Source organism: Arthrobacter sp. TMN-49 (genome assembly GCF_054511095.1).
Genome location: NZ_JBTNDH010000001.1, coordinates 162,867 through 183,065, shown reverse-complemented (window position 1 = coordinate 183,065; position 20,199 = coordinate 162,867). Strand labels below are relative to the sequence as shown.

Here is a 20,199-nt window from a genome sequence, read left to right as displayed (position 1 = left end):
CAAGGAGACTCATCGGTCAGAGGGCTGCTTCGCCGGCGAGTTCACGGCACCGGGGCAGCTGAAAGCTACCAACAGGGAGATAGTGGTGTCCCTTTTTGAGCATTGACTGGAAGGTCATCCATGCCCGCCGCGGGTGACGCAGACTCGGCGGCAGTTGGCCTTTTTTCTAGTTGGTTTGTGGAATCAGAAGCAGGCACATTAGACCGATCGCCATTATGGAAATGAATGTGAGGGTAAAAACGATCAAGAATTTGTTTATGGTCTTGTTGGTCATAACGTCTACACGCGCCCCTTCTGGCGTTTCGCGGTGAATGCCAGCTCGCTGAGATGAATTCATGCCACCGTCCGGGCGGCACTTCTAAGGCGATACGTGATCCGCCGGCAGTCTCGATGCCGACAGTCTCGGTGCCGAAAAGCAGGCAGCGCGGTGCGCCTTGACCCAGGCGCCCACGGCGCTGCCCGCGGGGCCGACTCGGACAAAGCGTTCCCGGCACGCGCAGCCGATCTGGATGGGCCCGCGCGGCTCTTCCAAAAGACAAGTTTTTTGCGTTAGAGTTACATATTGTGAGTTAGACAACAGCAGCCCCACGCCGTCCGTTGATCGCCGCGCTTTGAAGCGCCGCTTGATCGCGTTAGACAAGTCTGCCAATCCACCAATTTCAGAAGGCCTTGTGCGCTCATTTCCCTATCCCGATGCCAGCAGTCCCGATCTCCGTTCACCGTCACGATTCCTGTGGTGGCTTGCCAAGGCCCAACGGGCGACGCTGCTTCTGGGCATCACTTACGGCTCCCTCTGGACAATTTCCCAGGGGTTGATCCCGTATGTCCTGGGTCAGGCCGTTGATCTGGGCATTGTTGCAGGGAACTTTGGTGCGCTCACAGGATGGGTGGGCCTGCTCCTTGGCCTGACCATCATCCAGGCGGCGACCTCAACGTTGCGGCATAGGGCAGCTGTGAGCAATTGGATGCAGGCCGCTTTCAGATGCTCGCAATTGATTGGTTACAAGGTCACCCGCAGCGGCGACGCCCTGCCGCAAAAGTTCTCCACGGGCGAGGTCGTCTCCACATCGGCCTCGGATGCGATGCGGATCGGCGAGATCTTTGACGTCTCCGCCCGTCTGGCCGGTTCGGTGGTCGGCTACTTGCTGGTGACGTTCTTGGTGTTTCAGTCCTCCTGGCAGTTGGGATTGGTGGTGCTCTTCGGTGTCCCCTTGTGCGGGGCCATGCTGTTGTTCGTGATCCGGCCCCTACAAAAACGCCAGCGGGAACAACGCGATGCCGCCGGAAAAATGACAGCCCTGGGGGCCGACACCGTGACAGGTTTGCGTGTGCTGCGCGGCATTGGCGGCGAGCACATCTTCGTGGAGCGGTACCGGGAGCGTTCACGGGAAACACAGCTGGCCGGCAACAAGGTGGCCTATTCGCTCGCCGACCTTGACGCCGCCCAGGTTCTGGTGGTCGGCGTTTTCAGCGTCGCGTTCACCTGGATTGGCGCCATGCAGGCACTTTCGGGCCAGATTGAAACCGGCCAGCTGGTGGCCCTGTACGGTTACGCCGTCTTCCTGGTCTCGCCCATCCGCACCGCCTCAGACGCCGTCTCCCGCTTCATTCGCGCCAGCGTTGGCGCCCGCCGCATCATCGATGTCCTGGCCACACCCTCTGCCGTGCACGACGGCGGCGCAACAGTTGGTGCGCCAACGGCACCGAGCGTCTTGCTTGACAGCAGCTCCGGCGCGCTGATCCAGCCGGGCCTGCTCACAGGCATCGTCTCGGCGGACCCTGCCGCGTCGGCGCAACTTGCCCGCCGCCTTGGCCGCTTTGAAGATGCGGTGCTGCGCGAGGCTCAAGTGCTGTGGGGCGAGGCCGCCCTGCACCTGGTCCCGCTGGGTCAGGTGCGCTCACGCATTGTGGTGTCCGACGCCGAGCCGCAACTGTTCACCGGCACCCTGCGTGAAGAGCTGGACCCGGCCGGGCGGCACAGTGACACTGGCATCATGGCGGCCATTGACGTGGCCAGTGCCGCGGATGTTTTTGACGGGCTGGAGTACGGCCTCGACGATGAAGTCACCGAGAAGGGCCGCGGCTTCTCCGGCGGCCAGCGCCAGCGCCTGGCCCTGGCCCGCGCCATCCTGACCGGGGCGGAGGTGCTGGTGCTCATTGAACCGACAAGTGCTGTTGATGCGCACACGGAATCCCGGATTGCCGCCGCGTTGACGGCCGAGCGGCGCACGGCGGCCAACACCACAGTGGTGGTCACTGCCAGCCCGCTCATGCTCGGTGCCATGGACACCGTCTATTTCCTCGACCGGGATGAGCGGCTCACCCAGGGGACGCACCACGAACTCCTGGCGACGCTGCCGGACTACCGCAACGTGGTGATTCGCGGCGCCGGCATGGACGGACATGCCGATGACAAGCACAAAGACAACAATCACGGCACCTCGGGCAGGGAAGGGCAAAACTGATGGCCAACAACAAGCTCCCAGTAGCGGATGCGGCGCAGGTCAAGGCCGAAGGCGTCCGTCTCATGCGCCAGCACAGCAAGCCCCTGACAATCGTGGTGGGACTCTACGTCCTGGCCGCCATCGCTGGCTTGGCTGGTCCGTTCCTGCTTGGCCGGCTGGTGGACGCCATCACCGACGGCACCACCGCCGGATTCGTCACCAACGTGGCGCTGGTGTTGGCCGCCTTTGTGGTGGTGCAAACGTTCCTGGCCCGCTGGGCCCGGCGCAGGGGCATGGTCCTGGGCGAAAAAGTCTTCGCCCAGCTGCGTGAGGAATTCATGGAGCAGGTGACCTCTCTGCCGCTGTCCACTGTGGAAAAGGCAGGTACCGGCGATCTGGTCTCACGCACCACCAACGACGTCGACGCCGTCTCGCATACAGTCAGATTTGGTGTGCCGCAGGTGCTGGTTTCGGTGGCCACCATTGCGTTGACGGTTGCCGCGGCGGTCTTCACCAGCCCGTTGCTGGCCGTGGCTTTGTTGGTGGGTGCGCCCATGCTCATCCCCGTGACGCGGTGGTACCTCAAACGCGCCACCCCCGGCTATCTGCGCGAACGTGAAAGCTACGCCGTCCTCAACGGTGCCATCACCGAGACCATCGAGGGTGCCCGCACTGTTGACGCGCTGAGCTTGGGACCGCACCGCCGCGGTCGGATCGACGCGGCGCTGCGCCGTTGCTTCGACGTTGAAAAGTACACCCTGGGCCTGCGCACAGTGCTGTTCCCGGTGGCCGATTTTTCCTTCTGGCTTCCCGTGGCGGCTGTCCTGCTGTGGGGTGGCTGGCTTGCCTCCAACGGGACAGTGAGCGCCGGGATGGTGGCCACCGTGGCACTGTACGCCATGCAGCTCATTGACCCGGTGGACACCTTGATCATGTGGATTGATGAGATCCAGGTGGGTGCGTCCTCCCTGGCCCGCATTGTGGGCATCCGCAATGTGACCGGTGACAGGACGGCCACCGACGCCCAGCCGGTGGACGAGTCCCTAGTGGTGGATGAGGTTCGCTACGCCTACCGTGAGGGCCGCGACGTGCTCCACGGGATCGATCTGACCCTGGTCCCCGGGGAGCGGCTGGCCATGGTTGGCCCGTCCGGCGCCGGCAAGTCCACGCTGGGGCGGCTGATTGCCGGCATCCACCCGCCCACCGCAGGATCGGTCAAGGTGGGCGGGGTTCCTCTGGTGGACAGGCCACTGGATGAGTTGCACCGCGAGGTGGCCCTGGTGACGCAGGAGCACCACATTTTTGTCGGGACCCTGGCGGACAACCTGCGCCTGGGCAAGGCCAGCGCTAGTGACGGCGAACTTGAAAAGGCCCTGTCCGACGTCGGATCCCTGGCTTGGGTGCGCGCCTTGCCCCAGGGACTGGCCACGGAGGTGGGCTCAGGTGCCCACACCTTGACGCCGGGGCAGGCCCAGGAGATGGCGCTCGCCCGCTTGGTGCTGGCCGATCCCCACACGCTGGTGCTGGATGAGGCGACGTCACTGATCGACCCGGCAGCGGCACGCGAGCTGGAATTCTCGCTGGGCGCAGTGCTCAGCGGACGCACGGTGGTGGCCATTGCGCACAGGTTGCACACCGCGCACGACGCCGACCGGGTGGCAGTAGTGGAGAAGGGGCGGATCTCGGAGCTCGGATCCCATGATGAGTTGCTGGCCATGGGTGGCGCGTACGCGGCGTTGTGGAATTCCTGGCGACAAGACGCCTAGAACAGGCCCTACTGCCCAGTCCAAAATCGGCGTAACGTGGGCAGAGGGGGCGATTTGGACCAAACGGCCCGAACCGACGCTGGTTTCACAACTGGAGGAGCGTTCGACGACGATGCCTGACAAGCAGCCACACCACCACGAACATAAAAAGATGGACAAGGGCCACGCCATCAAGGCCAAGCGGGCCCAGAAGAAGGCGCGCGGTGCCGCGGATGAGTCCGCCGATCCCGTTGCCCACGTAGTCAAGAAGCGGTAGCCGCACAAGACCCCCAGCCAGCTATATGCGTTTGCATGGAATAGCTGGCTGGTGGCCTGCGTTGAGCCGAGTATGGAAACAAACTTCAAAAAACGCCTTGGCTTCCTGTCCTTCGGTCACTACGGCGCAGGCCGTGGCTCCCAAACCAATACAGCCGCCGACTCCCTGCACCAGGCCATCGACTTGGCGGTTGCCGCGGAGGAATTGGGCATCGACGGGGCGTTCTTTAGGGTGCACCACTTTGCCCGCCAGCAGGCAGCTCCATTCCCGTTGATGGCGGCCATTGCTGCGCGCACCAGCCGGATTGAGATCGGCACCGGCGTCATCGACATGCGTTATGAGAACTCGCTCTACATGGCCGAGCAGGCGGCCGCCACCGATTTGATCAGCGACGCCCGGCTGCAGATCGGCGTGAGCCGTGGTTCACCCGAACCTGCCGCTAACGGTGCGGCCGACTTTGGGTATTACCCGCTCGACGGCGAGACCGGAGCCGACATGGCCCGGCGCCACACTGCCGCTTTCAGGCATGCTATTTCCGGGGCCGGTGTGGCCGAGCCCGGCGAGCACGCCTCCATGGGTGGCGAAAGGCTCCTGCGCATTGAACCGCAGTCACCGGGGCTACCCCAGCGGATTTGGTGGGGTGCCGGATCCCGCGGAACGGCAGTATGGGCAGCCCAGCAGGGTATGAACCTGATGAGTTCGACGCTGCTGACCGAAGATACGGGCGTGCCTTTTGACCAGCTTCAGGCCGAGCAGATTCAGCTGTTCCGGGATGAGTGGGCTGCGGCGGGGCACAACTTCACGCCGCGTGTTTCCGTCAGCCGCAGCGTCATTCCAGTGGTTGACGACGTTGACCACATGTACTTTGGGCTCCGCGCGCAGGCTGACAGCAAGGACCAGGTGGGCATCATTGACGGCCTGGTCTCGCGCTTTGGCAAGAGCTACATTGGCGACCCTGCCGATATTGCGCGTGATCTAGCCGCAGACGCGGCCGTGCAGGCAGCAGACACCGTGATGCTGACGGTGCCGAACCAGCTCGGGGTTGCCTACAACACCAAAATGCTGGCGAACATTGCCCAGTACATTGCCCCGGCCATTGGCTGGACGCCCAACCGCTGATCGGACCAGCACTGGGGACCGGGAATGTTGTCTGTGGCATGGGATTCCTTCGGTCAGTGGCATTGCCTGTGCGTCCGAGCTAGCTGCACCCGCGCGAATCTGGCAGTTCGCACCGATGTTTCCTCGAACGAAGCAGCGGTCCCGTAAAGCTGCGGCTACTGTGCTTCCGCGCGCAGTTGTGCCAGCGCGCCCTCAGTTTCGGCGTCTTCCACTTGTTCGTTGTCCCGGAGCCATTCAATGGCCCGCACCTTCATGGCGGCGTCATGGAATGCGTACCACTGCGACGGCAACTCGGGATACTGGTGGAGAACATCCTGAAAGTGGCGGAAGGGCTTGCTGCGTTCAATGGCACGACTCAGGCGATCCTGGCACTTGGGGTCCTGGACAGTGGAAATGAAGTTCTCCATGTCTGAATAGCCTTCGTAAGATTGAATCGGGTCGATTCGGATGCCGCCCCTGTCGTCCAGGTCCCATCCCTCCGCCTCCGCTTCGTCTGCGGCTTCTTCACCCCAGAGTTCAATTTTTCCGGTGGTTGGATCCAGCCAGAAGAATGTCTCCAAATCCATGAAGTTGAATTCCAGCGCTTGAGCCAGATCTTCGAGATTAATATCCTCCAGATGAAACATGGCACAAACCTCCGCGACGGGTGCTTGAAGACAGGAAACGTCCCCAACGTCAATTTTTCCTCGTGGGCAGGATCGGGGCAAGGGGTGCGCTCCTATCTGGAACGCAAGGCACCACGAAGGCGGTGCCCGGCTGCCACACCCGGGTTTGCGCCGCCGAAGCGATGATCGGCTGTGCCTCGCCGGAGTCTAGACAGGCTCGATCACCGGGCTGGTTTAGGGGTCCCCTCGCAGGCGGTCCATCTCCCTGCGGTCCTTCTTGGTGGGCCGGCCGGCGCCTCGGTCACGCTGCGGCAGGCCGAGTGCCGGGAGCACGGGGCGCGGGGGAGTGTGGTCGGTGAAGCAGTGTGAGGCGGCCTCGGCGCCCACTCGTTTGTTGATGAGCTGGCGGACTTCTAAAATCCTGTCATAGCCGGGCTGGCGGACGCGGACGGTATCGCCGGGCACCACAGTGTGTGAGGCCTTGGCGTTGACATCGTTGAGTTTCACGTGGCCCGCGCGGCAGGCGGCCGTGGCCATCGAACGCGTCTTGTAGGCCCGGATGGCCCACAGCCACGCGTCAATGCGGACGGAGGCCCGTGGAGTTTTTGGAATGCTCATGATGGAATCCACTCTAGCGCCGGGCGCCGAGTCAGACGGAACGCCGCGAGTGGGGCGCAGCGCAGCGTCTGACTCGACGAGGCGCCGTCTGACTCGGCGAATGGCAGGTGCGGCGGTCTAGTCCTGGTTGCTGAATGCCGCGTCGAAGGCCAGCGCTGACGGTGCAAAGTCGTACTTTTTCAGGGCGGCCAGTGCCTCGGGTGCGCCCTGGAGCCTGTCCATCCCGGCGTCTTCCCACTCGATGGAGATGGGGCCGTCGTAGCCAATGGCTGTCAGGGCGCGGAAGGACGATTCCCAGGGCACATCCCCGCGTCCAGCGGAGACAAAGTCCCAGCCGCGGCGCGGGTCTCCCCAGGGCAGGTGGGAACCCATGACGGTGTTCCGGCCCGTGGGGCGCAGCTTCGTGTCTTTGCAGTCAACATGGTAGATCCGGTCCTTGAAGTCCCAGATGAAGGAGACCGGGTCAATGCCCTGCCACATGAAGTGCGACGGGTCCCAATTCAGCCCAAACGCCGGCCGGTGGCCAATGGCTTCCAGCGTGCGCACAGTTGTCCAGTAGTCGTAGGCGATTTCGGAGGGGTGCACCTCGTGGGCGAAACGCACGCCGCATTCGTCAAAGACGTCGAGGATGGGATTCCAGCGGTTGGCAAAGTCCTGGTAGCCGGCCTCGATCACCGATTCCGGGACGGGCGGGAACATCGCCACGTACTGCCAAATCGAGGAACCCGTGAAGCCCACCACTGTTTTGACGCCCAGCGCCTGCGCCAGGCGGGCCGTGAGCTTCATTTCCTCGGCCGCGCGCTGGCGCACGCCCTCGGGATCGCCGTCGCCCCACACCTTGGTGCCAACAATCGCCTGGTGACGGAAGTCGATGGGGTCATCGCACACGGCCTGGCCCTTGAGGTGGTTGGAGATGGCCCACACTTGCAGGCCATAGCGTTCCAGCACGGCCAACTTGCCGGAGACGTAGCCGGGCTCGTCCCAGCGCCACGGGTCAAGATGATCCCCGGAGCAGGCGATTTCCAGGCCGTCATAGCCCCATTCGGAGGCAAGACGTGCCACATCTTCAAAGGGGAGATCGGCCCACTGGCCGGTGAACAAGGTGTACGGGCGGGGCATGGTGTTAGTCCTTTGCGACGAGGTGGGGTGCGGCGGTGGGAACTGTGGCGCCACCGGCAGCCGAGGAAGCTTCAATGGCGGCCAGGACGCGCTGCACGCCCAAGCCTTCCTCGAACGACGGCGACGGGTCAGAGCCGTTGGCGATGTCCAGCAGGAAGTCACGGATCTGGTGCGTGAAGCTGTGCTCCCAGCCAATCACATGTCCCTGCGGCCACCAGCCTGACATATAGGGGTGTTCGGGTTCGGTGACGAGGATTCGCCGGAACCCCTGGACCTCATCGGGTTCGGTGCCGTTGAGGAAGAACAGTTCGTTGGGGTTTTCCAGGTTGAAGGTCATTGACCCGGCCGTGCCATAAACTTCCAGGCGCAGCGCGTTCTTTTGCCCCAGCGCCACGCGTGACACATCCACGCTGGCCACGGCGCCGCCGGACAGGGTCAGCGTGGCCCAAGCGGCGTCGTCGACAGTTACCTGCTCGGGACCATCCGGGCCCGGCCGTTCGGTGATAAACGTATGCAGCCGGCCGGAGACGTCGGCTACTGTGTCATCGAGTAGGTATTGGACCTGATCCACCGCGTGTGAGGCGATGTCGCCCAACGCGCCCGACCCGGCGGTTTCCTTGCGCAGCCGCCACGTCATGGGGGCTTCATCGTTGGCCAACCAGTCCTGCAGGTACGACGCGCGGACCTGACGGACAGTGCCCAGCTCACCGGCTGCGATGAGTTTGCGTGCCAGCGCCAGGGCAGGCACGCGGCGGTAGTTAAAGCCAACCATCGACCGCACACCGAGAGCGCGTGCCGCCTGCGCCGCCGCCACCATGGCCTCGGATTCGGCCAGGGAATTTGCCAGCGGCTTCTCCACCAGAACATGCTTGCCCGCTGCCAGCGCCGCCGTCGCAATTTCAGCGTGCAGCCAGCCTGGCGCACAAATATCCACAATGTCTATGTCGTCGCGGGCAATGACCTCCCGCCAGTCGGTGGCGAATTCGCTCCAGCCGTACTTGTGCGCGGCCGCGGCCACGGCGCCGGCATCACGGCCCACCAAGACCTTCTGTTCAAAGTCGGGGACGTCAAAGTGGTTGGCCACTGTGCGCCAGGCGTTGGAATGTGCCTGGCCCATAAACGCATAGCCAATGGCGGCAATGCCTAGGGGGCGCGACCCGGAGGTCTGGGGGGAGGTCATGTCAGCGATTCCTAGAGAGTTGCTTCGGTGGGGTTCCAGTCAACGGGCAACGCCGGGGCAACTGGGGCGGTGCTGTGGACGGTGACGAACTCGCCGCTGTCCACGGACTCGGCGACCGAGACCATGGCGTCAAGGACGTGATACGCCAGTTCGCCCGGGACCCGGTGCGGCACGCCCGCCCGCAGCGAGCGGGCCATGTCCAGCACGCCCATGCCGCGGCCCTGAGCGGGGCCTTCCGCCTGAATGGTTGTCCACTCGTCCTCGCCGCGCTTGCACAGCTGAATCTCGCCGTCGAAGTTGTTGGGATCGGGCAAGGAGATGGTGCCCTCCGTGCCGGTGATTTCCACAAAACCCATACGGGGCTTGGGGGATTCGAAGCTGAACACGCTGTGCGAGGAGGCGCCGGAAGCAAACTGCACCATGGCGCTGACATGTGTGGGAACCTCGACGTCGAACACCTCCCCTTCCTTGGGCCCGGAACCGATGGTGCGGGTGGGGAAAGCTGTGGAGCCCACGGCGGCGACCTTGGCGATGGGACCAAACGTCTGAACCAGCGCCGTTAGGTAGTACGGGGCCATGTCGAACAACGGGCCGGCACCTTCTTGGAACAAAAAGGCGGGGTTCGGGTGCCAGGACTCCGGCCCGGGGGACTGGAACATGGTCAAAGCCGTCAAGGGCGTGCCAATGGCGCCGGCGTCAATGAGGCGCCGGGCCGTCTGCAGGCCAGCGCCAAGGAACGTGTCCGGGGCGCAACCGAGCCGCATGCCGGCCGCCTGCGCCTCCTTCAACAAGCCCAGTCCGCTGTCGCGGTCCAAGGAGAACGGCTTCTCCGTCCACACATGCTTGCCGGCCTTCACGGCCGCCGAGGCAACCTCCACGTGGGCGGCCGGGATGGTCAGGTTCACCACGATCTCCACATCGGGGTGGGTCAGGGCAACGTCAACACCGCCGGAGATGTCAATACCGTACTCGGCGGCACGTGCGGCGGCCGCGTCTTCGAAAAGGTCAGCGACCACCAAGACTTTGACGTCCGGGAACGTGGTGAGGTTATCCAAGTACTGCTTGCTGATATTGCCGGCACCAATAACTGCTACACCGACGGGTCCTGTTTTTGCCATGGGATTAGGCCCTTCCGCGGTTCAGGAAGGCAAGGCTTTGGGCAATGCCGTCGAAGATGTCGCCGGCATAGTCGTCAAATTCCACTACACCAACTTCCAAGGACTTGGCCGCGCCAATGACGTCCCAGATGGGCACCTCGCCCTGTCCGGCAGGCAGCTGGGCCTTGGTGTCAGTGGTCAGGGGGCCGTCCTTGATGTGGATGTACTTGACGCGTTCGCCCAGGCTGCTCAGGATGTCCACGGCGCTTTCTCCGCCCACGGAAACCCAGTACGTATCCACCTCCAGCACCAGTTCCGGATCAAGCAGCGTCTCAAAGTACTCCAACGCCGTGGTGCCATTGATCTTGGCCTCCAGCTCCCAGGCGTGGTTGTGGTAACCCACCCGGACTCCGTACTCGGCACCCTTCTTCGCCGCTGCGTTGAGTCCGTCGGCAATCTTCTGGATGTCCTCGGCATTCTGCCACTGCTCGGCGGCTATGTAGGGGTCAATGACTGTGGTGATGCCCAGCTTGTTGGCTGCGGCAAAAATTTCGTCCTGGTCGGTGCTCAGCAGCGGCGCATGGCCGGAAGGGGCTGTGATGCCATGGTCCTTGAAGGCTGCGGCGAGGGCATCGGCCGTGGCCACAAAGTTGTAGGGTTCAACCTTGGTAAATCCAAGTTCTGCCACGCGGGCAATGGTTCCGGCCAAGTCCTCTTCAAGTGGCTTGCGCACGGTGTACAGCTGCAGAGAATACGTCACTGGGGTCTCCTGGAATGCGTGGATGTGTGTTCCACTCCAAGCTAGGGGAACTTTTGCCGAGCGTCAAGCAAAAGATTGCGAAACGCCTCCCTACTATCGGATTGTGACAGATAGAAGCCGGTGTGTTATTTATTGAGAATGCCAAAGACACCAGTGCTCACCCCGCCTCGCGGCGCGTCATCGAACAGCGCCCCGGGCCCTGATTCCAGCGGGCAGCCCTACGGATACTCGCGTGCCGGCGATGTGTTTCAACTTTTGCGCGACGGGCGTGCACGGACCCGGGCGGAACTTGCCGACATAACGGGGCTGGCGCGCTCAACAGTGGCCGCCCGGATCGATGCCCTGAGCGCGGCCGGGCTGATTGGTCCCGCCGGCGAGGCCGTCTCCTCGGGTGGCCGACCGCCGTCGCGCTTTGCCTTTCAGCCATCCGCCCGCGTCATCCTTGCCGTCGATGTTGGTGCCACGCACGTTTTGATTGCGTTGCTGGATCTTCGCGGCACGGTGCTGAGCGAACTCAGCGAAACCATTGAGATCTCGGCCGGGCCCACGCTGGTATTGGATCAGGTACTGGAGCTGTGCGGCCGGCTTTTTAGCCAGGCCAGCCGCCACGAACGTGAACTTGTCGGGATCGGGATTGGCTTGCCGGGGCCCGTCGAGCACTCAACGGGGAAGCCCGCAAGCCCGCCCATCATGCCCGGCTGGGATGGTTTTGACGTGCCCGCCTATGTTCAGCAGCGGTTCGCCGTGGACGTGCTGGTGGACAACGACGTGAACATCATGGCCCTCGGGGAGCGCGCGTCGTACTGGCCCGACGCCGAGAATCTCCTGTTCGTCAAGGTCGCCACGGGCATTGGTGCCGGCATCATCAGCGGCGGGTTGCTCCAGCGCGGTGCTGACGGGACGGCCGGGGACATCGGCCACGTTCGAGTCCCCCGGGGCGGTGAGATCATGTGCCGCTGCGGCAACTTCGGCTGCTTGGAGGCTATGGCTTCGGGGCCGGCAGTGGCCGCGGCACTGGCAGCTGCAGGTGTGCCGGCAGCAACCGGTGAGGACGTGTTGGATCTGGCCCGGCGCGGAAATCTGGCAGCCATCTCGGCCATGCGCCAAGCTGGCCGGGACATCGGCGATGTGCTCGCCGCCTGTGTGAATCTGCTCAACCCCTCGGTCATTGTGATTGGCGGCGGGCTGGCATCGGCCGGGGAGTACCTCATGGCCGGCGTGCGCGAAATCGTGTACCAACGCTCCTTGCCGCTGGCCACCGCGCGCCTGCGCATTGTGCAGTCCATGGCGGCCGGCCACGCAGGTGTGCTCGGCGCCGGGCATATGGTCATTGACCACGTGCTCTCCGCCTCCAGCGTGGAACACTTAGTCCAACAGCAGCAGTAGGAGTTGCGCCGTGGGCAATGTGACAATCGCCGATCTGGCGCAGCAGTTAGGGATATCCAAGGCCTCGGTCTCCTATGCCCTCAACGGCAGGGCTGGGGTGGGTCAGGAGACGCGGGACCGCGTTCTTGCGCTCGCCGCCGAGCTGGGCTGGTACGCCAGTTCCAGCGCCCGAGCCCTGTCACAATCGCGCAGTGAAACCGTTGGCATTGTGCTATTGCGTGACGCCGAGCAGGTGGGTTCCGAGCCGTTTTACATGAACGTGTTGGCCGGTATTGAGGCAGTTCTCGCTGAGCGTGAACAGAACCTCATGCTGCGCATAGTATCGCCCGACGCCGTGTGCGGCCGATGGGAACCGGCCAGCCCGTAGGGGAGGCAACTCTAAAGTGCGCAACCGTCCGGGCCGCATGCTTCTGCGTCGGAGCCGCCCGCATTGACCATTGTCAACGGGTTGGCCTCCTGCCACGCTTCCTCAAGGGCCTGGGTAAACACGGTTGCGGGCTGGGCGCCGGAAATGCCGTACTTCTTGTCAATGACAAAGAACGGCACACCCGTGACACCAATGGCGCGGGCTTCGGCGAAGTCCGCACGAACGTCCTCGGCGTACTTGTCGGTGTCCAGCGCCTCGCTAATTTCCACGGTGTCCAAGCCGGCCTCGGTGCCAATGCGCACCAATTCCTCACGGTTGCCGATGTCGACCCCGTGCTCAAAGTGAGCCGAGAGCAGGGCTTCCTTGACGGCGTCGCCCTTCGCCTGGGCAGTGGCCAGGTGCAACAGCTGGTGGGCGTTGAAGCTGTTGGCCACCACGACGTTCTCGAACTTGTAGTTCAAGCCTTCGGCGGCGGCCTGCTCGGTGACATGGGCGAACATGCCCGACACCTGGGCCGGGTCCATGCCCTTGCGTTCGCTCAGGTAGCTCAGCTCGGTGCCGTCATAGTGCTCGGGGATGGTGGGGTCCAGCTGGTAGCTGCGCCACTGCACCTCCACGGCGTCCTTGTGCGGGAAAGCGTTCAGGGCGCTCTCAAAACGGCGCTTGCCAATGTAGCACCAGGGGCAGGCCACGTCGGACCAGATATCAATCTTCATACTTCGCCCAACGGGTCCCTTGCGGCGATTATTCCGGGGCTGTGGGCTTGCGTGATGGAGCTTACTGAAATCAGGCTCCGGGGGGCCCGGTCACGGTGGCCACCTAGCCGGGCAAACAGGCCCCCACCCACGACGGCGTGCCAGGCTGGTGGGGGAGTCTGAAATTTCAACCCCCACCAAGCTGGCACGCCGTCAGCGAGATAGACGAGAACGCGGCACGCCGTGCGCCGGCAAGGGGCCCTCGGGTGCCTACGTTCTGGATCGTTCAGTACTTTGCCTGCTTTCACCGGAACCCGACTCTCGGGCTTGCAGTGGCTACGCGTCCGGTGAAAGCAAGCAAACCTATACTGCAGCTAGTTCCCGCTCGCCAACCGGAGTCGGTTCGGGGGTTTCGTGCAGGTAATTGGTGTACGCGGAGGTGGTCAGGAAGGCCGGGAAGTCCTCGCCCAGGGCCACCGCCTCAAAGATTTCCAGAGCATCCTTGAACCTGTCGGCGTCAAACCGGGGCATCTTCTCAAACTCCTCCTCCAGCATCTCCTTCACCCAGTCAAAGGTGATGAGTTCGCCAGTGTCGGTGATTGCTTGGCTGTGGATCCACTGCCAGATCTGGGACCGGGAGATTTCGGCTGTGGCCGCGTCCTCCATGAGGTTGTTCAGGGCCACTGCGCCATGGCCGCGGAGCCAGGACTCAATGTACTGGATACCCACCCAGATGTTGGCGCGGATGCCCTGCTCGGTGATGTTGCCTTTGGTGCTGGCAATGTCCAACAAGGCCCTGTCATCGAGTTCGACGTCGTCGCGGGTGCGGCTGATCTGGTTCGGGTTCGTGCCCAGAACAGCGTCAAAGACCTCCATGGCCACGGGAACCAGGTCGGGGTGAGCCACCCAGGAGCCGTCAAAGCCGTCATTGGCTTCGCGGGTTTTGTCGGCACGGACCTTCTCCATGGCGTTGGCGTTCGCCTCCGGGTCACGGCGGTTGGGTACAAACGCCGCCATGCCACCAATGGCCATGGCACCCCGGCTGTGGCAGGCACGCACCAGCTGTTCGGTGTAGGCGCGCATGAACGGGGCCGTCATGGTGATCTGGTTCCTGTCCGGGAGCACAAACCGCGGGCCCCGGGTGCGGAAGTTCTTGATGACGGAGAACAGGTAATCCCAGCGTCCGGCGTTCAAACCGGAGGCGTGGTCGCGCAGTTCGTACAGGATTTCCTCCATCTCGAAGGCTGCTGTGATGGTCTCAATGAGAACCGTGGCCCGGATGGTGCCCTGCGGTATGCCGAGCAGCTGCTGCGCCTGGATGAAAATGTCATTCCAGAGGCGGGCTTCCAAATGGTTTTCAATCTTCGGCAGGTAAAAGTACGGTCCCTTGCCCTGGGCGATCAAGCGGCGCGCATTGTGGAAGAAGAACAGCCCGAAATCCACAATCCCGCCGGCCATCGGCTTGCCGTTGATGAGCAGGTGCTTTTCCGGCAGGTGCCAGCCGCGGGGACGGACCACAATTGTGGGCAGGTCCTGCGCCGGTGCCAGCTTGTACTCCTTGCCTTCGGGGCTGGTGAAGTCGATGCGACGCTCCAGGGCATCGATCAGATTCAGCTGGCCACGGATCACATTGCCCCAGGTGGGGGTGGAGGAATCTTCCATGTCAGCCAGCCACACCTTCGCCCCTGAGTTAAGGGCGTTGATGGTCATCTTCTTATCCACCGGGCCCGTGATTTCCACGCGGCGGTCCGCCAAACCCGGTGCCGGCGGGGCAACCCGCCAGTTGGGGTCTTCGCGAATGTGGGAGGTGTGGCTCAGGTAGCGGGGGTCGGTGCCGCTCAAGATCTGGGTGCGGCGTGTCTTGCGGGCAGCCAGGAGTTCCGCGCGACGGGCGGTGGTAGTGCGGTTCAGGGCTGCGATGAAGTCCAGGGCCTCGGGGGTGAGGATCTCGTCCTGGCGGTGGATGGGCTGTGCTGTCAGGGTGATGCCGTTGAACGTGATTCCGTTCAGGCTGTTCGTTGAGTTCATGGGGTGCGCTCCAAATCTGGTTCAACTGACCCGCAGAAAACGGCGAGAATCATCTCAAAATCGTGAATTTTCGGCGTTTTCTGCGGGTCAGTTGTTAAGGGGGTTAGTGGAACTGCTGGGCTTCTGTGGAACCAGCCAATGCGAGGGTGCCGCTGTTTGGGTTCAGGGCGCTCGCCACCAGGTCGAAGTAGCCTGTGCCCACTTCGCGCTGGTGCTTGGTAGCGGTGTAGCCGCGGTCTTCGGAGTCGAATTCGCGCTCCTGCAGTTCGACGTAGGCACTCATCCCGTCACGGGCGTAACCGTGGGCCAGGTCAAACATCGAGTAGTTCAGGGCGTGGAAGCCAGCCAGGGTGATGAACTGGAACTTGAAGCCCATGGCGCCGAGTTCACGTTGGAACTTAGCGATCGTGGCGTCGTCCAAATGTTTTCTCCAGTTGAACGACGGTGAGCAGTTGTAGGCGAGCATCTGGTCCGGGAATTCGGCGTGGACGGCGTCGGCAAATTTCTTCGCCAGCGCCAGGTCCGGGGTGCCGGTTTCCATCCAGATGAGATCGGCGTGCGGTGCGTAGGCCAGGGCCCGGGCAATACACGGTTCAATCCCGTTGCGCACATGGTAGAAGCCTTCGGGGGTACGCTCGCCGGTGATGAACGGCTTGTCGCGGTCATCGACGTCGGAGGTTATCAAGGTGGCGGCCTCCGCGTCGGTGCGGGCAATGATGACTGAGGGGACACCGGCGACGTCGGAGGCAAGCCTTGCCGCGTTCAAGGTGCGGACATGCTGGGCCGTGGGGATCAAAACCTTTCCGCCCAGGTGGCCGCACTTCTTCTCGCTGGCCAGCTGGTCTTCCCAGTGCACGCCCGCCGCGCCGGCACCGATCATGGACTTCATGAGCTCGTAGGCGTTCAGCGGCCCACCAAAGCCTGCCTCGGCGTCGGCCACTATCGGCACCAGCCAGTCCTCAACGCTCTGCTTGCCTTCGGAGAATTCGATCTGGTCGGCCCGCAGCAGGGCGTTGTTGATGCGCCGGACCACCGTGGGGACCGAGTTCACCGGGTACAGGGACTGGTCCGGGTAGGTGTTGCCGGAAGTGTTGGCGTCGGCGGCAACCTGCCAGCCGGAGAGGTAGATAGCCTTCAGCCCGGCCTTGACCTGCTGGACAGCCTGGTTGCCGGTCAGGGCGCCGAGTGCGTTGGTGTAGCCGTCGGGGCCGGCGTTGCGCAGCTGGTCCCAGAGCTTTTCTGCCCCGCGGCGGGCCAGGGTTTGTTCCTCGGTGACCCTGCCGCGCAGCTTCACGACGTCGGCACCTGAGTATGTCCGCTCAATCCCGTTCCAGCGGGGGTTGGCTGCCCACTCGAGTTCGAGGGCTGCGGCAGCCTGCGCATTGCTCTGCTCGGGTGTCTTTGCGGGTTCAAATGCTGCGCTCATGGTTCTCGCTCCTTTGCGGTGGGGATTATCGGTAATTGAAACCCGAGATCCGGCGTTCTTCTTCGTGATTTCTACTATTCAGAAGTTTTCAAGAGGTTTCTAGGGGTAAACACTGGAAAGATTGGCACTTCTTCACGTATTCTCAAGAAATGACAAATGTGGGCTGGAACACAGGAGAAGCACTGGCGCCGCGCGGCAAGGACGCCGCCGCAAACGGTGAGGTGGACATCATTTCGCTGGGCCGTAGGGTGCGGCACCTGCGCAAGAAACTGGGCATGACACTTGACGATCTCGGTGCGAAAGTGGGGGCCGCGCCGTCGCAGCTTTCCTTGATTGAGAACGGCAAACGCGAACCCAAACTGACACTGCTCCAACACCTTGCCGGGGCGCTCGACGTGGGGCTTGACCAACTGCTGGGAGCCGAGCCGCCCAGCCGGCGTGCAGCGCTGGAAATTGAGCTTGAAAGAGCGCAACGAGGCCCGCTCTACCTGTCTCTGGGACTGCCCACTGTGCGCGTGAGTTCGCGGCTTTCCACGGAAGTGTTGGAGTCACTGGTGGGCCTGCAACACGAGTTGGAACGACGCCTGGATGAACAGTCGGCGACGCCCGAGGAAGCACGCCGGGCCAACACCGAGTTGCGCATGGAAATGCGTGAACGCAACAACTACTACCCGGAGATTGAGCGGCAGGCCCAGGAGCTGTTAGCCAAGGTGGGTCATGACAGGGGGCCGCTGTCCCACCACGTGGCCGCCGACGTGGCCGAGCACCTGGGTTTTGACCTGCACTATGTGGGAGATCTGCCCCATTCCACCCGCTCGGTGACGGATTTGAAGAATCGCCGAATTTATCTCACGCAGGGCCAACGCTCCGACCACGACCCCCGGTCGGTGCTGTTGCAGGCGTTGGGGCACTACGTTTTGGGGCATACGACCCCACGTAGTTATGCCGACTTTTTGCGCCAGCGCGTGTACACCAACTACTTCGCTGCCTCCTTGTTGATGCCCGAGCGGGCCACCGTGGACTTCCTCAAGGAGGCCAAGGCCGCCAAGGAGCTGGCCATAGAGGACATTCGCGACGCGTTCGCCGTGTCCTACGAAACTGCCGCGCACAGGTTCACCAACCTGGCCACGGAGCATTTAGGGATCACCACGCACTTTCAAAAGGTCCATGAGTCGGGGATCATTCACAAGGCGTATGAGAACGACGGCGTGAACTTCCCTGCCGATCACACCGGCGCCATCGAGGGGCAGGCCGTGTGCCGCTTCTGGACTTCGCGGGCCGTGTTTGAGGTGCCGGACAAGTTCCGGGCCTTCAATCAGTACACGGACACGGCCGTCGGCACGTTTTGGTGTACAGCCCGCACGGAAAGGCATTCCTCGGGCGAATACTCGCTGAGCATCGGCGTGCCCTATGCGCACGTGAAATGGTTCCGGGGCAGGGAAACCACTGAGCGTTCGCAGTCAAAATGCCCGGATCCGGGGTGCTGCCGCAGGCCACCGGCGGAACTTTCCGCGGAGTGGGCCGGAAACGCCTGGCCTTCCACGCGAGCCAACTCGCACCTGTTGGCTGCCATGCCGCAGGGCGCCTTTCCCGGCGTCGATGAGACTGAGGTGTACAGGTTCCTGGCGTCCCACCAAGGGCGATGAACTCCGATTACCCAAGTCTTCGCCTGACGTTCACGTTGCGCGCGGGGCGCAATTGCCCTGCGCCACATAGCGTGAAGGTGTCAGCAGCACCAAGGCTCCCACCAGTGAGGAACTTTCATGATCACGCAACAACTCCCTGTCGTTTTGACCACCGAGGGCGCAGCCGCCAACAACGAAGATGTTGTGGGGGACAACGTGTCGGTAGTGAACGCCATGTACCTGGCACTTCTGAATGCACAAGAAATTGCGCCGAATGCGCTGCGTAGCTACTTCGTTGATTTTTACCTGACCCAGACACTTGAGGGCGGTTTCGCGCAGTATGTGTTCATGACCCCGGACAGGGCCGAACTGGACGGCTACATTAGCGAAGGTCTGGAACGGATGGGTGCCAAGGAGCATCTGGCACTCTTCAAACGCACCATTGCCCACTACGACGCCCTGTCCGAAGCCGACATGGAGGCCTACTTGGAAGGCGACGGGGAGACCGGCGTCCCTGAGGCAGTTGCGACGATGGAAGCGCTCGACGGCGAGTTTGAGGAGCTGCTGGAGACGGAGGACGTCACCGGGCTCAATGCCGCGTGGCTCCGCATCCAGCCGGACCTGCTGGTGCTCGGCGCGCAGGAGTTGGAGGCGCACATCGCCGCTCGCGTGGCCGGGATTCCGGATTTGGCGCAGCGCCAGGCGGAAGCTGAGGAAGCCGAGTTGGAGAATGCGTCCGATTTTGAGCTCATCATTCGAGAACTCTGCGACGTCGCCGGCCACGAGCTGGAGAAGATCACCATGGGGGATCCGAACTTTGAGCACGATGGCGAGACCGTGCTGGCCTGGCACTTTAGAACAGACAAGGGCGAGTTCATCATGCTCGAGGACGACGACGAGGCCGTCATGATCAACCCGGCGACGCAAGAGGTCATTGCCACGGTCGAATTTGACCTTGACGAGGACTACGTCGACGCCTAGCGGCTGCACGCAGTTGTCGGGGCGGGACCACGCTATTCTTGGTCCCGTCTCCGGCAGTTGGCTGCCGTGGGGCAGGAGGGACCCCGAACGCAGGATTGGCGCAGCCTTGCCGTAAGGTCAACCCATGGAAGATCTCAAATGGACAGTCACGGCCCCTGCCAAAACGTCGTGGCAGGCAATGCCCTTTGCCCCCGGCATGTACAAGATATACCTGAACGGCGCCCTGCCCAAGGACGCGAACTGGCCCGCGGAGTTGGCGCCCCTGAAGCGCGGTGACCTGCTGTATGTGGGGAAAGCGACGAACTTGCGCAGCCGTGCCAAGCACCATGCCGTGCAAACCTCCAAATCCACTCTTCGCCGTTCGCTGGCGGCCATCTTGGGACTGCAGGCGCAGTGGCACGGAAAATCCGCGCATCCGCGGCTGACCGACGCTGACGAAGAAGTGCTCAGCGCCTGGATTGTGGCCAACCTTGGGATGTCATTTTGCGTGGTGGCCGACCTTGAACCCGTCGCCGGCCTCGAAGATGCGATGCGCACCGAACTCTGCCCGCCCTTGAACCGGGACGGCCGCACTCCCGAGCAGTTGCACGTCTCGGTGGCCGCTGCGGCAGCACAGCGCAACGCCCTCCGCGACAAGGGCTGAGCCCCTCAACTAATACGCAAATAGAAATTGCGGGTACCACCGACGCGACGAAGTCGCCCAGCAGCTGACCCTACCCACGCCTTC

The 20,199-nt window shown here is 63.0% G+C and carries 18 protein-coding genes; 9 read left to right on the top strand and 9 right to left on the bottom strand.

Annotation, left to right across the window (positions count from 1 at the left end):
• Positions 1-671: 671 nt before the first annotated feature.
• The 4 genes from ACX80E_RS00805 to ACX80E_RS00790 all read left to right on the top strand — a co-directional run bounded on the left by ACX80E_RS00805 (position 672) and on the right by ACX80E_RS00790 (position 5,585).
• Positions 672-2,465 carry an ABC transporter ATP-binding protein gene (locus tag ACX80E_RS00805; RefSeq protein ID WP_459299578.1) on the top strand — a complete coding sequence of 598 codons (1,794 nt, stop codon included), beginning with the start codon at positions 672-674 and terminating at the stop codon, positions 2,463-2,465.
• The gene (locus ACX80E_RS00800) at positions 2,465-4,210 is read left to right on the top strand and encodes an ABC transporter ATP-binding protein (RefSeq protein WP_459299576.1); all 1,746 of its coding nucleotides are present in this window, start codon (positions 2,465-2,467) and stop codon (positions 4,208-4,210) included. The genes ACX80E_RS00805 and ACX80E_RS00800 overlap by 1 nt, the downstream gene beginning before the upstream one ends.
• A gap of 112 nt (positions 4,211-4,322) precedes the next feature.
• Entirely contained in the window at positions 4,323-4,466 is a 144-nt protein-coding gene (locus tag ACX80E_RS00795; protein WP_459299574.1) for a hypothetical protein, read from the top strand.
• Positions 4,467-4,538: 72 nt separating this feature from the next.
• Positions 4,539-5,585, top strand: coding sequence for an LLM class flavin-dependent oxidoreductase (locus tag ACX80E_RS00790; RefSeq protein WP_459299572.1), 1,047 nt, complete (start codon positions 4,539-4,541; stop codon positions 5,583-5,585).
• A 155-nt stretch (positions 5,586-5,740) separates the two neighbouring features.
• On the opposite strand, the gene ACX80E_RS00785 is transcribed toward ACX80E_RS00790, so the two are convergent.
• The 6 genes from ACX80E_RS00785 to ACX80E_RS00760 all read right to left on the bottom strand — a co-directional run bounded on the left by ACX80E_RS00785 (position 5,741) and on the right by ACX80E_RS00760 (position 10,964).
• Entirely contained in the window at positions 5,741-6,211 is a 471-nt protein-coding gene (locus tag ACX80E_RS00785; RefSeq protein ID WP_459299570.1) for a UPF0158 family protein, read from the bottom strand.
• 213 nt (positions 6,212-6,424) lie between these two features.
• Positions 6,425-6,808: an RNA-binding S4 domain-containing protein gene (locus ACX80E_RS00780; RefSeq protein ID WP_459299568.1), complete on the bottom strand. Its 384-nt coding sequence runs from the start codon at positions 6,806-6,808 to the stop codon at positions 6,425-6,427.
• Between the two features lie 117 nt (positions 6,809-6,925).
• Positions 6,926-7,927 (bottom strand): sugar phosphate isomerase/epimerase family protein, encoded by a 1,002-nt coding sequence (locus ACX80E_RS00775; RefSeq protein WP_459299566.1) that lies wholly within the window; start codon positions 7,925-7,927, stop codon positions 6,926-6,928.
• A gap of 4 nt (positions 7,928-7,931) precedes the next feature.
• Complete coding sequence (locus ACX80E_RS00770) at positions 7,932-9,107, bottom strand: Gfo/Idh/MocA family protein (RefSeq protein WP_459299564.1); 1,176 nt, start codon at positions 9,105-9,107, stop codon at positions 7,932-7,934.
• 11 nt (positions 9,108-9,118) lie between these two features.
• Complete coding sequence (locus tag ACX80E_RS00765; RefSeq protein WP_459299562.1) at positions 9,119-10,225, bottom strand: Gfo/Idh/MocA family protein; 1,107 nt, start codon at positions 10,223-10,225, stop codon at positions 9,119-9,121.
• A gap of 4 nt (positions 10,226-10,229) precedes the next feature.
• Positions 10,230-10,964 (bottom strand): sugar phosphate isomerase/epimerase family protein, encoded by a 735-nt coding sequence (locus ACX80E_RS00760; RefSeq protein ID WP_459299560.1) that lies wholly within the window; start codon positions 10,962-10,964, stop codon positions 10,230-10,232.
• A 138-nt stretch (positions 10,965-11,102) separates the two neighbouring features.
• Here ACX80E_RS00760 and ACX80E_RS00755 point away from each other — a divergent pair, with 138 nt between their 5' ends.
• Both ACX80E_RS00755 and ACX80E_RS00750 read left to right on the top strand, forming a co-directional pair.
• Positions 11,103-12,350, top strand: a complete 1,248-nt coding sequence (locus ACX80E_RS00755; RefSeq protein WP_459299558.1) for an ROK family transcriptional regulator — start codon at positions 11,103-11,105, stop codon at positions 12,348-12,350.
• 10 nt (positions 12,351-12,360) lie between these two features.
• Positions 12,361-12,717 carry a LacI family DNA-binding transcriptional regulator gene (locus tag ACX80E_RS00750; protein ID WP_459299556.1) on the top strand — a complete coding sequence of 119 codons (357 nt, stop codon included), beginning with the start codon at positions 12,361-12,363 and terminating at the stop codon, positions 12,715-12,717.
• Positions 12,718-12,728: 11 nt separating this feature from the next.
• On the opposite strand, the gene ACX80E_RS00745 is transcribed toward ACX80E_RS00750, so the two are convergent.
• The 3 genes from ACX80E_RS00745 to aceA form a co-directional block, all read right to left on the bottom strand.
• Positions 12,729-13,433 (bottom strand): DsbA family oxidoreductase, encoded by a 705-nt coding sequence (locus ACX80E_RS00745; protein ID WP_459299554.1) that lies wholly within the window; start codon positions 13,431-13,433, stop codon positions 12,729-12,731.
• Positions 13,434-13,775: 342 nt separating this feature from the next.
• A complete protein-coding gene (aceB, locus tag ACX80E_RS00740; protein ID WP_459299552.1) occupies positions 13,776-15,440 on the bottom strand; it encodes a malate synthase A in 1,665 nt (554 codons plus the stop codon).
• 103 nt (positions 15,441-15,543) lie between these two features.
• The gene (gene aceA / locus ACX80E_RS00735; RefSeq protein ID WP_459299550.1) at positions 15,544-16,866 is read right to left on the bottom strand and encodes an isocitrate lyase; all 1,323 of its coding nucleotides are present in this window, start codon (positions 16,864-16,866) and stop codon (positions 15,544-15,546) included.
• Between the two features lie 149 nt (positions 16,867-17,015).
• Between aceA and ACX80E_RS00730 the strand changes: the two genes are divergently transcribed.
• The 3 genes from ACX80E_RS00730 to ACX80E_RS00720 all read left to right on the top strand — a co-directional run bounded on the left by ACX80E_RS00730 (position 17,016) and on the right by ACX80E_RS00720 (position 20,115).
• Positions 17,016-18,512: a helix-turn-helix domain-containing protein gene (locus tag ACX80E_RS00730; RefSeq protein WP_459299548.1), complete on the top strand. Its 1,497-nt coding sequence runs from the start codon at positions 17,016-17,018 to the stop codon at positions 18,510-18,512.
• 117 nt (positions 18,513-18,629) lie between these two features.
• A complete protein-coding gene (locus tag ACX80E_RS00725; protein ID WP_459299546.1) occupies positions 18,630-19,472 on the top strand; it encodes a DMP19 family protein in 843 nt (280 codons plus the stop codon).
• A 124-nt stretch (positions 19,473-19,596) separates the two neighbouring features.
• Positions 19,597-20,115, top strand: a complete 519-nt coding sequence (locus ACX80E_RS00720; RefSeq protein WP_459299544.1) for a GIY-YIG nuclease family protein — start codon at positions 19,597-19,599, stop codon at positions 20,113-20,115.
• The last annotated feature ends 84 nt before the right edge of the window (positions 20,116-20,199 follow it).